11 protein-coding genes are annotated in these 12,192 nt (G+C 64.0%); 2 read left to right on the top strand and 9 right to left on the bottom strand.

All coding sequences use genetic code 11. The annotated features are described in order from the left end of the window. Together FHW96_RS21675 and FHW96_RS21670 are read right to left on the bottom strand one after the other, a co-directional pair. Positions 1–783, bottom strand: a complete 783-nt coding sequence (locus FHW96_RS21675) for an SDR family NAD(P)-dependent oxidoreductase (RefSeq protein WP_172342654.1) — start codon at positions 781–783, stop codon at positions 1–3. An 11-nt stretch (positions 784–794) separates the two neighbouring features. Beyond that, positions 795–2,027: a CaiB/BaiF CoA-transferase family protein gene (locus tag FHW96_RS21670; RefSeq protein WP_172342653.1), complete on the bottom strand. Its 1,233-nt coding sequence runs from the start codon at positions 2,025–2,027 to the stop codon at positions 795–797. A gap of 255 nt (positions 2,028–2,282) precedes the next feature. Between FHW96_RS21670 and FHW96_RS21665 the strand changes: the two genes are divergently transcribed. Next, positions 2,283–3,149: a DMT family transporter gene (locus FHW96_RS21665; protein WP_172342652.1), complete on the top strand. Its 867-nt coding sequence runs from the start codon at positions 2,283–2,285 to the stop codon at positions 3,147–3,149. A gap of 38 nt (positions 3,150–3,187) precedes the next feature. On the opposite strand, the gene FHW96_RS21660 is transcribed toward FHW96_RS21665, so the two are convergent. From FHW96_RS21660 to FHW96_RS21630, 7 genes are read right to left on the bottom strand one after another with little or no spacing between them, the layout of a single operon-like run. Further along, positions 3,188–4,396 (bottom strand): acetyl-CoA C-acetyltransferase, encoded by a 1,209-nt coding sequence (locus tag FHW96_RS21660; RefSeq protein ID WP_172342651.1) that lies wholly within the window; start codon positions 4,394–4,396, stop codon positions 3,188–3,190. Positions 4,397–4,415: 19 nt separating this feature from the next. Beyond that, complete coding sequence (locus tag FHW96_RS21655) at positions 4,416–5,567, bottom strand: acyl-CoA dehydrogenase family protein (protein WP_172342650.1); 1,152 nt, start codon at positions 5,565–5,567, stop codon at positions 4,416–4,418. Positions 5,568–5,599: 32 nt separating this feature from the next. Then, complete coding sequence (locus FHW96_RS21650; protein WP_172342649.1) at positions 5,600–6,424, bottom strand: MaoC family dehydratase N-terminal domain-containing protein; 825 nt, start codon at positions 6,422–6,424, stop codon at positions 5,600–5,602. Beyond that, positions 6,421–7,629 carry a CoA transferase gene (locus tag FHW96_RS21645; RefSeq protein WP_172342648.1) on the bottom strand — a complete coding sequence of 403 codons (1,209 nt, stop codon included), beginning with the start codon at positions 7,627–7,629 and terminating at the stop codon, positions 6,421–6,423. The genes FHW96_RS21650 and FHW96_RS21645 overlap by 4 nt, the downstream gene beginning before the upstream one ends. Next, positions 7,622–8,650 carry an NADP-dependent oxidoreductase gene (locus tag FHW96_RS21640; RefSeq protein WP_172342647.1) on the bottom strand — a complete coding sequence of 343 codons (1,029 nt, stop codon included), beginning with the start codon at positions 8,648–8,650 and terminating at the stop codon, positions 7,622–7,624. Before FHW96_RS21640 ends, FHW96_RS21645 begins: the two co-directional genes overlap by 8 nt. Before the next feature lie 3 nt (positions 8,651–8,653). Continuing rightward, positions 8,654–9,781 (bottom strand): acyl-CoA dehydrogenase family protein, encoded by a 1,128-nt coding sequence (locus FHW96_RS21635; RefSeq protein ID WP_172342646.1) that lies wholly within the window; start codon positions 9,779–9,781, stop codon positions 8,654–8,656. A gap of 14 nt (positions 9,782–9,795) precedes the next feature. Continuing rightward, positions 9,796–10,965: an acyl-CoA dehydrogenase family protein gene (locus FHW96_RS21630; protein WP_172342645.1), complete on the bottom strand. Its 1,170-nt coding sequence runs from the start codon at positions 10,963–10,965 to the stop codon at positions 9,796–9,798. A gap of 349 nt (positions 10,966–11,314) precedes the next feature. Between FHW96_RS21630 and paaG the strand changes: the two genes are divergently transcribed. After that, on the top strand, positions 11,315–12,109 hold the full coding sequence (gene paaG, locus FHW96_RS21625; protein WP_172342644.1) for a 2-(1,2-epoxy-1,2-dihydrophenyl)acetyl-CoA isomerase PaaG: 795 nt from the start codon (positions 11,315–11,317) through the stop codon (positions 12,107–12,109). Positions 12,110–12,192 lie beyond the last annotated feature (83 nt).

The raw sequence follows: 12,192 nt of genomic DNA, 5'->3' as shown, positions 1-12,192 counted from the left end.
TCAACGCGGCGCCATGCGGATGCCGCCGTCAAGCCGGACATCCTCGCCGTTCCAATAGTCATTCTCGATCATGGCGATCGCCATGGCGGCAAATTCGCTCGGGCGGCCAAAACGCTTGGGGAAGGGCACGCTGGCGGCCAGCGAGGCCTTCACTGCATCCGCCGCGCGCGCCATCAGCGGCGTGTCGAAAATGCCCGGCAGGATGCAGTTCACCCGGATGCCATCGTTCATCAGATCGCGCGCCATCGGCAGCGTCAGGCTGACAATCCCGCCCTTGGAGGCGGCATAGGCGGCCTGCCCGATCTGGCCATCCTCGGCGGCCACGCTGCCGGTGTTGAGGATCACGCCGCGCGCGCCATCCTCCAGCGGGGCAAGGTCGAGCATCCCCCGCGCCGATTTGGCACAGCAGCGGAAGGTACCGATCAGGTTGATCTGGATGATCCGCTCGAATTGGTCGGTGGGGAAGGCTTTGGTTTCGCCGGTCGCCTTGTCGCGCGATGCGGTCTTGATGACATTGCCGGTGCCCGCGCAATTCACCAGAATGCGCTCCTGCCCATGGGCGGCGCGGGCTTGCGCGAAACCGGCGTCCACGCTGGCCTCGTCGGTCACATCCACCTTGCAGAAGATGCCGCCGATTTCGGAGGCCACGCGATGGCCCGTTTCCTCGTTAAAATCGAACAGGGCGACCTTCACCCCCTTGGCGGCCAGTGCCCGCGCCGTGGCCTCGCCAAGGCCCGAGGCGCCGCCGGTGACAATGGCCGATACGCTGGTGTCGAGCTGCATCAATTCTCTCCTCAAGCCTTGCGCTGGGCAATGACGCCCCCGGCGGAGAGCGCATCGAGCGCCTCGTCCGTCATGGGCAGCCAGTCCCGCAGGATCTCGTTGGTATGCTCGCCCACGCGGGGGGGCTGGCGGCGGTAATCGGCGGGCGTGGCCGACAGCTTGCCCGGATAGGCGACGGTGGGGATTTCCACCCCATCCTCGCGTTTGAAGCGGTGGACGGTGCCGCGCGCCTCGATAAAGGGGTCTTCGAACACGTCCTTGATGGTGTTGACCGGGCCGGACGGCACGCCGCATGCCTCGAAGCGGTCGATCAGGCTGTTGCGCGTGTGGGGCCGGACCAGATCCTGCACGATGGCTTCGATGGCATCGCGGTTGATGAGGCGTGCGCGGCTGGTGGCGAAACGCGGATCATCGGCCAGCTGGGCGGCATCCATTTCGACGCAGAGCGCGCGGAATTGTCGGTCATTGCCCACCGCGATAATCATGATGCCATCGGCCACTTCAAAGGTCTTATACGGCACCACCGTGGGATGCCGATTGCCCAGCCGCCCCGGCACAATCCCGCCCACCAGCCAGTTCGAACCCTGATTGGCCAGCATGGCGATTTGCGTGTCGAGCAGGGAAATGTCGATCTGCTGCCCTTCGCCGGTGCGTTCGGCATGGCGCAGCGCGGCCAGAATCGACACCGTGGCATACATGCCCGTGGACAGATCGGCCATGGCCACGCCCGCGCGCAGCGGCCCGCCATCCTCCTCGCCGGTGATCGACATAAAGCCGCCCATGCCCTGCGCCACGAAATCATAGCCGCCGCGTTTGGTATAAGGCCCGGTCTGGCCAAAGCCGGTGATCGAGCAATAGACCGCTCGTGGGTTGATCGCCTTCAGGCTCTCATAATCCAGCCCGTATTTCTCCAGCCCGCCGACCTTGAAATTCTCGACGATAATATCGGCCCGCGCCGCCAGATCGCGGATCAGCGCCGCGCCATCGGGATGGGCCAGATTGATCGCGGCCGAGCGTTTGTTGCGATTGGCGCACAGGTAATAGGCGCTCTCGCCCAGTTCAGGCGCGCCATCGGGGCCGATCAGATTAGGCGGGCCCCATGCGCGGGTGTCATCGCCAGCCCCGGGCAGTTCGATCTTGATCACATCGGCGCCGAAATCGGCCAGAATCTGCGTTGACCACGGCCCGGCCAGCACGCGCGACAGGTCCAGCACCCGCACGCCGTCAAGCGCGCGCGCGCTCATGCCGGTTTCTCGCAAAACTTGGTTGTGGTGGGCACGCGCCTGTCTCTCCCGTCCTGATTCTGCTCTTTGGACTTGTTGCTCCTGCGATAGACTCTGGCGCGGGCGAGGGCAAGATATTTTGCACCAAGGGTTACTTTTGATTTTGCGCGATGGACGCGCGCACGATAGGATGTGATCGCGAAAGTGCCGGAATTACAGCTTTCCCGTTGCACGTATTCCTGTACTCTTGTGCAAATATCATAAAGGGATGGGATCATGAATCAGCCACACCAGCCTATGGGTGCATCGGGCCTTGCCGTGGCGCTGCTGGTCAATGTGCTGTTTGCGGCCAATGTGATCGCGATGAAGGTGGTGGTCGATGCGACTTCGCCGCTGTGGTCGATTGCGGCGCGCATGGGGGTGGTGGCGCTGGTCTGTGCGCCGTGGTTTCGTATTCCGCGCGGGCGGGTGCATGTGATCGCGGCCTATGGCGTGCTCAATGGCGGGCTGTTCCTGCTGCTGATGAACCTTGCGCTGCATCTGGCCACCAATGTCGGGGCGCTGGCCATCGTGGGGCAGCTCAGCGTGCCTTTCTCACTCCTGCTGGGCGCGATTGTGCTGAAAGAGCGGCTCTCGCCCGCGCGTGGGGCTGGCGTGGCGCTGGCGATCATCGGGGTGCTGGTGCTGGGCTTTGATCCGCGCATTGCCGGGGAATTGCCCGCCGTGCTGGTGATGGCGGGCGCGGCGATGGTGTGGGGCGGCGCGGCGCTGATCCAGCGGCGGCTGGGCGGGATCGGGGTGATGACCATTCAGGCGTGGAACGGGCTGATGGGGCTGGTCATGCTGGCGCCCTTTGCCGCGATTTTCGAGGCGGATAAATTCGGTTGCCTGTTCGCCATGCCCGCCCCGGCGCTGGGCTGGTTCGCCTTTACCAGCCTTGGTTCGACCGTGCTGGGGCAGGGGGCGCTGGCATGGCTGCTGCAACGCTATCCGATCAATGCGGTGATGCCGCTGATGCTGGCCGCGCCGGTGCTGGCGACCTGCTTTTCCGCGCTCTATTTCCATTCGCCGATCACGACGATGATGGCGCTGGGCGGGGGGATCACGCTGATCGGCGTGGCGATCATCGCCCGGATGAAGTGAAACCGGCCACCCTTATGATGGCCGGTTTCGGTTGAGCGTCAGGCGCGCTCGAAAATGGCGGCAAGACCCTGACCGCCGCCAATGCACATGGTTTCGATGCCATAGCGGCCATTGCGCCGATGCAGTTCGCGCATCAGATTGGCCAGAATGCGGCCTCCCGTGGCCCCGATGGGATGGCCCAGCGAAATGCCCGAACCATTGACGTTAAGCATGTCGTTGCGGCTGTCATCCGCGCTCCAGCCCCAGCCTTTGAGGCAGGCCAGAACCTGCGGGGCAAAGGCTTCGTTCAGTTCGACCAGATCGATGTCGGACCACGACAGCCCATTGCGCGCAAACAGCTTTTCCACCGCCGGCACCGGCCCGATGCCCATGCGCGAAGGATCGCAGCCCGCCGCCGCCCAGCTATGGAAATAACCGATAGGCTCCAGCCCCAGCTCCGCCAGCTTGTCCTCGGCCACGACCAGACAGGCCGCACCCGCGTCATTCTGCTGGCTGGCATTGCCCGCCGTGACCACGCCGTCCTTTTCGATCAGCGGCAGCTTGCCCAGAGATTCCGCCGTGGCGTCCTCGCGGATCCCCTCGTCGCGGGCAAAGATGACGGGATCGCCCCGGCGCTGCGGCACGGCCACGGGAACCAGCTCATCGTCGAACTTGCCCGCCGCCCATGCCGCCGTGGCGCGCTGATGGCTGAGCGCGGCATAGGCGTCGCATTCCTGACGGGTGATGCCATAATCGCGGGCCAGATTGTTGGCCGTCTCGATCATGCCGGAAATCACGCCATAGCGCGCAATCGGCTGCGACATCACGCGCCCGCGCGTCAGGCGGTCATGCATGGTCGTCGATCCGCTGCGCGCGCCCCAGCGGTGGTCCATCGAGTAATATTCGACGTTCGACATGCTTTCCACGCCGCCCGCGATCACCACGTCTGCCGCGCCTGTTTGAATGCGCATGGCCGCGTCAATCACCGCCTGAAGGCCCGAGCCGCAGCGGCGGTCAAGTTGAACGCCCGGAATGCTTTCCGGCAAGCCCGCCGCCAGCGCCGACCAGCGCCCGATACAGGGGGCCTCGCCATTGCCATAGCCTTGGGAAAAGACCACATCGTCGATGCGTTCGGGATCGACTCCGGTGCGCTCCATCAACGCCTTGATGACAATGGCGCCCAGATCCCCCGCCGAAATGGATTTTAATGACCCGCCATATTTGCCGACGGCAGTGCGGATGGGGGCGACAATCGCGGCTCTGCGCATGGGAATGTCCTTTGAAAAATCAGGCCTGTTCGGCCTGACGGATCATCGCCTTGGCAATGATGGTTTGCTGGATCTGGCTGGTGCCTTCGTAAATGCGCAGCAGGCGCACATCGCGATAGAAGCGCTCAACCTTATATTCGGCCATATAGCCCGCGCCGCCAAAGATCTGCACCGCGCGGTCGGCAATGCGGCCCACCGCTTCGGAAGCGTGATATTTAAGCGCGGAGCATTCGAGGCTGACCTTTTCGCCCGCGTCAAACTTGGCCGCGACCGATTGCATCAGCGCTTCGGTGGTCAGCATATCGACCTTCATATCGGCCAGCAGCGCCTGCATCAGCTGGAAATTGGCGATGCGCTGGCCAAATTGCTTGCGCTCCATTGCATATTGCAGCGCCATGCCGATCAGCCGGTCGCACATGCCCAGCGCCACCGCGGCAATATGGATGCGGCCCCGGTCCAGCACCTTCATCGCGGTTTTGAACCCCATGCCGGGCACGCCGCCGATGATGCTGCTGGCCGGAACGATCACATCCTCAAGGATGACATCGGTGGTGACTGCGCCCTTTTGCCCCATCTTCTTGTCGGGCTTGCCTAACGAAAGGCCCGGCGTATCGGCGGGCAGGATGAAGGCGGAAATGCCGCCTGCGCCCTTATTGTCCGGATCGGTGCGCGCCATCAGCGTGAACACCGAGGCGCGCGGGGCGTTGGTGATATAGCGCTTGGTGCCGTTGATGCGGTAATTGTCGCCCTCGCGGATGGCGATGGTGCGCAAGCTGGCGGCGTCCGACCCGGCCTCCGGCTCGGTCAGGCCAAAGCTGGCCATCGCCTCGCCGGTGGCGAATTTGGGCAGCCATTCGGCTTTCTGTTCGGGTGTGCCGTCCATGACGATGCCCTGGCTGCCGATGCCCACCGTGGTGCCGATCACACTGCGAAACACGATCGAGGCGCGGGTCAACTCGCGGATCAGCCCGGCTTCCTCGGCCATGGTGCAGCCAAGGCCGCCGAATTCCTCCGGCACGGAAATGCCGAAAAGGCCCATCTCGCGCATCTGGTCGATGATTTCGGCGGGCACGGCATCGGCCTCTTCCACGGCATCCTCGGCCGGGATCAGCCGTTCGTCGACAAAGCGGCGGACGGTGTCGCGCAGCATTTCAAAGGTTTCTGCGTCCACGGGTGAAACTCCTCATGGGTTGAAAGGGTTGTTCAATATTCGACGCCGGCCACCATCGCCTCGGCCCCGTCGGCGCGTATCGCGGCCAGTTGGCCCGGTGAGACCTCGCGCAAGACAATGGGCGCGCCGCAAAACATCGGCGCTACCGCGCGAAAGGCGTAAGTGTGCGGGCGCGGGCCGTGTCGGCGGGCATGGCCAAACAGGCGCGTGGCGGTGAAAGGCCCATGCACCACCAATCCAGGATAGAACTCCTCGGCGGTGGCATAGGGCAGGTCGTAATGGATGCGGTGGCTGTTGAAGGTGACGGCGGAAAAGCGGAAGAGATCGACGCTGGTGGGGTTCCAGATTGCGTCATCGGGGGCGGGGGGCACATCGGCGGCGACAATGGCAGGCGTGGCCGCGCCCGCATCGCGATAGACGATGGTTTGCCGCTCGGTCACGCGGACCTCGCCAGCCTGCTCGATGGTATGTTCGACCTCCAGCAGGATCAGATCGCCGCTGCGCCCGGATTTATATTGCAGATCGCGGATGATCGAGCGGCGCGTGGCGGGCTGGCCTAAGGCCAGAGCTGCGCCAAATTCCATGCGTCCGGCGGCGAACATCCGGCGGGGCAGGGTGATCGGCGGCATGAAACCGCCGCGCTTGGGGTGGCCATCCGGGCCGATCTGGTCGGCTGCGGCGATGGGCAGAAAGAACGCCCAATGCGCCAGCGAAGGCTGATCCGTTTCGACCTCAAGGCTCTCGCCGATCGCGGCGGCAAAGCGGCGCAGCGCCTCGGCGTCCAGCACTTCGCGGCGGACTTCCTCGCGCCCGATCCATGTGCGCCAATGGGCCAGGTCGTTCTCGGCTATGCTCATGCCACCAGTCCTTCATCATGTAGCCGCCCGATGGCGCCGCCATCCAGCCCCAGCACTTGGGCGAGAACCTCATCGGTATGCTGGCCAAGGCGAGGGGCGGGGGTGAGGGTATGGCGCGCCTCGTCCGCCAATGTCGCGGCGGGGCCGGAGGCGGGATAGGTCAGGCCGCTGGGGTGAGTCAGCGATTGGAACAGGGGATTGGCGGTGAACAGGCGCGGGTCATCCGTCACGGCCTGATGCAGGCTTTGATATTGCCCCCATGTCACGCCGCCGGCGTCAAAGGCAGGCTTGAGCGCCTCGGCATCGCGCCGGGCAAAGGCGACCTCGAACAGAGGGAAAAGCGCGGCGCGATGGGTGAAACGCGCGCCCTCGTCGCGGGCGAAGCTCACGCCCAGCGCCGCTTCAATGGCGCCCACCGCCTCGGACAGGTCCAGCACTTTGACGAGGCCGATCCATTGGCGCGGGGTGATGGCCACCACGATCAGGCGCTGTCCGTCGGCCGTCAGAAAATCGCGGCCAAAGGCGCCGAACAGGTCATTGCCCATCCGGGGGCGGTCGCCGCCGGTCAGCACTTCGGCCACCTGACCCAGATGCGAGAGGCTGGAGGCGGCAAGGTCGGAGAGAGGCACGCGGATTTCCGCGCCGACGCCCGAGGCGCGCCGCCGCAGCAGCGCCGAGGCCGCCGCAAAGGCCGCATAGGCCCCACCCAGCAGATCCCAAGCGGGCAGGACATGGTTGACCGGGCGCGGATCATCGGCAGGCCCCGTCATTTGCGGCACGCCCACCGCGGCGTTGATCGTATAATCCACCGCCGGCGAGCCATCGGCCCAGCCCATGACGCGCACGGTGATGATATCCTCGCGCCGGGCCTTAAGCGTCTCGTGGCTGAGAAAACCCTTCACCGGATAATTGGTCAGAAATACGCCGCCTTGATCGCCCGGCGCGGTGGCCAGCGCCACGGCCAGTTCGCGCCCCTCCGGGCGGCCAAGGTCGAGCGCGATGCTCTTCTTGCCCTTGTTCAGGCCCTCCCAATAGAGGCTGGAACCATCGGGGGCCAGCGGCCAGCGGCGATAGTCCGGCCCGCCGCCGATGGCGTCAAAACGGATCACTTCCGCGCCCATCTGCGCCATATGCAGCCCGGCGGAAGGCCCGGCGATAAAGGCCGCGCCCTCGACCACGCGCAGGCCATTGAGGAGATCATACATCGCCTGCATCCCCCAGCTTGACCAAGGTACGGCCCAGATTGTCGCCGCTGAACAGACCGTTGAAGGCGGTCAGCGCGTTTTCGATGCCTTCATGCACCGTCTCGGCCTGACGGATCAGGCCCGCCTTGCGCCAAGCTATCATGTCGGCCATGAATTGCGGCTCCAGATCCTTGTGATCCAGCACGATGAAGCCTTCCATGCGGATGCTCTTGGTCATCAGCATGGTCAGGTTTTTCGGGACCACGGGCGCATCGGTGACATTATATTGCGAGATCATGCCGCAGATGGCGAAGCGGGCGAATTTGTTGGCCAGCGCCAGCGCGGCCTGAAGATGATCGCCTCCGACATTCTCGAAATTGACGTCAATGCCCTTGGCGCTCAAGGCTTTGACCTCGCGGGCGAGAGCCTTGGTCAGATTGGGTTCGGCCTTGTAATCAATCGCCGCATCGACCCCCACCGTGTCGAGCAGAAACGCCTTCTTGCGTGCCCCGCCCGCAGCACCAATGACCTTGCAGCCCTTGATCCGCGCGATCTGACAGGCGATAGAGCCTACCGCACCCGAGGCTGCCGAAACAAACACCACATCGCCTTCGCGCAGACCCGCAATGCGGATCAGACCGGCATAGGCGGTCAGCCCGGTCGATCCGGCAAAGCCCAGATAGGCCGAGGGCGGCAGGGCATCGCGGTCACGATGCTCCAGCGCGGCGGCGGGGGCGTTGAACACCTCGCGCCAGCCGAGGCGGGAGAAGATCAGATCGCCGGGTTTGAAATCGGGATGGTTCGAGGTGATCACCTCACCGATCGCGGGCCCCTCCATCGGCGCGTCCAGCGCAAAGGGCGGGACATAGCTGGGTGCATCGCTCATCCGCCCGCGCATGGCCGGATCGACCGCCATGAACAGGTTGCGTACCTGCACCTCGCCGGGGCCGGGGGGCGGCACATCGCGCGCGACAAGTGCAAAATCCTGGGCCACCGGCGCTCCAACGGGTCGGCGGATGAGGTGAATCTCTCGCGATTGCATCGTTCAATATCCGTTGAGGCGCGCCCAGCGTTCGCGGTGAAAAGAGGAGGAGCCATAGGCCTGTTCGGCCACGCGGGACCGTTTGAGATAGAGGCCCGCGTCATGCTCATGCGTCATGCCGATGCCGCCGTGCAACTGCACCATTTCGCAAGTGATGCGATGGGCGGTTTCATTGGCCATCGCCTTGGCCAGCGAGGCGAGCGAGGGCAGTTGCGGATCGTCGGCGTCAATCGCCGCCAGCGCCGCCTCGACCGCCGAGCGGGTGAGCTGCAATTCGCCGAACATGTCCGAGGCGCGATGTTGCAGCGCCTGAAACGATCCGATCAATTGGCCGAACTGGACGCGGGTTTTGAGATAGTCCAGCGTTGTTTCAAACGCCTGCGTTGCAAGGCCGAGCAATTCGGCGGCTTGCCCCACATAGGCGCGGTCGAGAATGGCAGAAAGCAGAGGCTCGCCTTGGCCCAGCATGGCGTCATCGCCCAGCACCACGCCGTCAAAGCGCAGCATCGCCGGACGGCGCGCGTCGATCTGATCGAGCGGTTCGCGGGTCAGGCCTGCGGTATCGGCAGGCACTAGGAGCAGCGTCGCGCCATCATCCCCGCGGGCGGCCACGATGAACAGGCCCGCGCCCATGCCATCAGCCACCGGGCGCTTGATCCCATCCAGACGCCAGCCATTTTCGACTCGTGCGGCTGACAGACTGAGGGCATGGGGCGCATGATGCGCTCCTTCGTCCACCGCCAGCGTGCCGATGATCGAGCCATCGGCCAGACCGGTCAGCCATGCGCTTTGCTGCGCAGCATTTCCGCCAAGGCGCAGCGCGCTGACTGCGATCATTGCGCTGCTCAGCAAGGGCAGAGGCGAGAGCGTGCGCGCCAGTTCCTCCAGCACGAAACCGAGGCTGAAAGCGCCGAAATCGCTGCCGCCATGCGCTTCGGGGGCGAGGATGCCGCTCCAGCCCATCGCGGCGATCTCGGCATAGGCGTCCTTGTCAAAGCCGGTGATGGCATCCCGCCGCCCGCCGCCGCTGTGGTCATACAATCCGCGCGCCACGCTCACCGGCATCTGGTCGCGGACCCATTGCGACACCATGTCTTTCAGCATGGTCTGTTCTTCATTCAACACGGCCATCGCGCGTCTCTCCCTCAGCGATCCGGCAGGCCGAGCGATCGCTTGGCCGTGATGTTGTTCTGGATTTCGTAGCTTCCGCCATAGATCGAGAAGGCCTTGGAGTGCAGCAGCGCGCGGGTGGCTTCGCGCGCGTCCGCCGGATAGGCATTGCCCGACCAGCCGAGGCCATCGGCCCCCAGCACCTCGACCAGCAATTCCGCGCGGCGCTGAACAATGCCCGACCACAGGTTCTTCAGCGTCGAGACGCCATTGCCGGGGCCGCCGTTGCGGGCCTCTTCGTTAAACCGGCGCACGGTTTGCAGGTAAGCCGCATGGCGCATGGCATTATGGACAATGCGCGCGCGTGCATCCGCATCGGCAATCCGCCCCTCCGCATCCGTGCCCAGCATCGCATGGGCGATGGGGGCCAGCGGGGTGACATCCGTTTTGACCTCCGACAGGCTGGAGCGTTCAAATTGCAGCAGGCGCTTGGCGATGTTCCAGCCCTGATTGACCGCGCCGACCAGATTGCCCTTGGGCACTTTCACATCGTTGAAGAACACTTCGCAGAAATGGGTCGATCCGCTGATGAGGACAATCGGGCGCGCCTCGACGCCGGGCGATGTCATGTCGATCAGAAGAAAGCTGATGCCGCCATGTTTGACGCTGGTGTCGGTGCGCACAAGGGCAAAGCACCAGTCGGCCTGATCTGCGCCGGATGTCCAGATCTTCTGGCCCGAGACCACCCAGTGATCGCCCGCATCGACGCATTTCATTTGCAGCGAGGCAAGGTCGGACCCCGCGCCCGGCTCGGAAAAGCCCTGACACCAGCGCAGTTCATGGGTGGAAATGCGGGGCAGATGTTGCAGCCGCTGTTCCTCGGTCCCGAATTCCAGCAGCGTGGGGCCCAGCATCATCGTGCCGTAGGAGCGGATCGGGTTGAACGCGCCGATGGCGGATAATTCCTGCGCGATAATCTTGGCTTGTGCCGTCGAAAGCCCGGCCCCGCCATAGGCTTTGTCCCATGTCGGCGTGCCCCAGCCTTTGTCGGCCATCGCCTTGCGCCAGACCTGAAAATCCTTGCTGGCGGCGGCGGCATGGGCATCACCCTGAAAGATCAGCCCGTTCACGCCTGTCAGCGCCGGCGGGAAGTTGGCGGATAGCCAATCGCGGACCTCCTGTCTGAATTGCTGGTCTTCCATCATCCCGCCCGGTTCTTGTTGTGTGTCTGTCGTCAAGGCCGGTTGCGACCGGCTCTGCTTCGATGGTGATGTGTAAGCGATGCGGAGACGCTAGGCCAGCAATATTTTGCATCATAGAGCAGAATTGAGATAAAATTTTCATGATGTATCGGAGCGAAATCTGCGCTTTTGGTAAGGTTTGGTGGCGGAGTTGTCGTGCAAAAAATTAGATATATGACTGAAAATAAGTGATATATATGAGCGTCGCATCCCATCGATTGACAGGCTCTGGAATTGACGTAACTGTACCGCAGTGCAATTTTTATGCGGTGCAGCATGATCGCATGCGCCCGATTCCAACGAGGCTGCCCTCATGAACGATTCCCAAACCTGCGTGCTGTTTGCTCTTGAGGATGGCGTGGCGCGCATCGTTCTCAACCGTCCGGATCAGTTGAACGCGATCACCGTAGGCATGCATCGCAGGCTGAACGAAATCCTCGACGAAATCGAAGCCAGCGCGGACCTGCGCGTGATCCTGCTGACCGGGGCGGGGCGCGGCTTTTGCGCGGGGCAGGATCTGGGCGAAAGGCCGGTCGAGCAGGAAGGGCCGCTCGATCTGGGGGAGAGCATTGAGCTGCGCTATAATCCGCTGATCCGGCGTCTGGCGCGGTTGCCGGCGCCGCTGGTCTGCGCGGTCAATGGCGTGGCGGCGGGGGCCGGGGCGGCTTTGGCGCTGATGGCCGATGTGGTGATCGCCGCCCAATCGTCCAGCTTCATCCTCTCCTTTGCCAAGATCGGCCTGATGCCCGATTGTGGGATCAGCTGGCTGCTGCCCCGCCTGATCGGCCAGCCCCGCGCGCTGGGCATGGCGATGACGGGCGAGCGCATCAGCGCCGCCCGCGCGCAGGAATGGGGCATGATCTGGCAATGCGCGCCCGATGAGGATTTCATCGAAAGCGTCGAGGCGCTGGTCACTTCGCTGGCCGCCGGGCCCACGCAGGGGATCATGGCCGCGCGCAACGCGATTCGCGGCAGCTGGTCGCGCGATCTGGACGCCCAACTCGACATCGAGCGCGATGGCCAGCGCCGCCTTGGCCATACGCAGGATTACCGCGAGGGCGTCAGCGCCTTTCGCCAAAAACGCAGCCCGCAGTTTCGCGGTCGTTGATCTGCGTTAAAAGTTGACCTCATCCAAAAATTGCACGAAGGTGCATTTATTGCGCCGTTAATAAGGCCTCATGGGAGAGTTTT

The organism is Novosphingobium sp. SG751A, assembly GCF_013149295.1.
GTDB lineage: Bacteria > Pseudomonadota > Alphaproteobacteria > Sphingomonadales > Sphingomonadaceae > Novosphingobium.
This window is presented reverse-complemented; position numbering and strand designations above follow the sequence as displayed.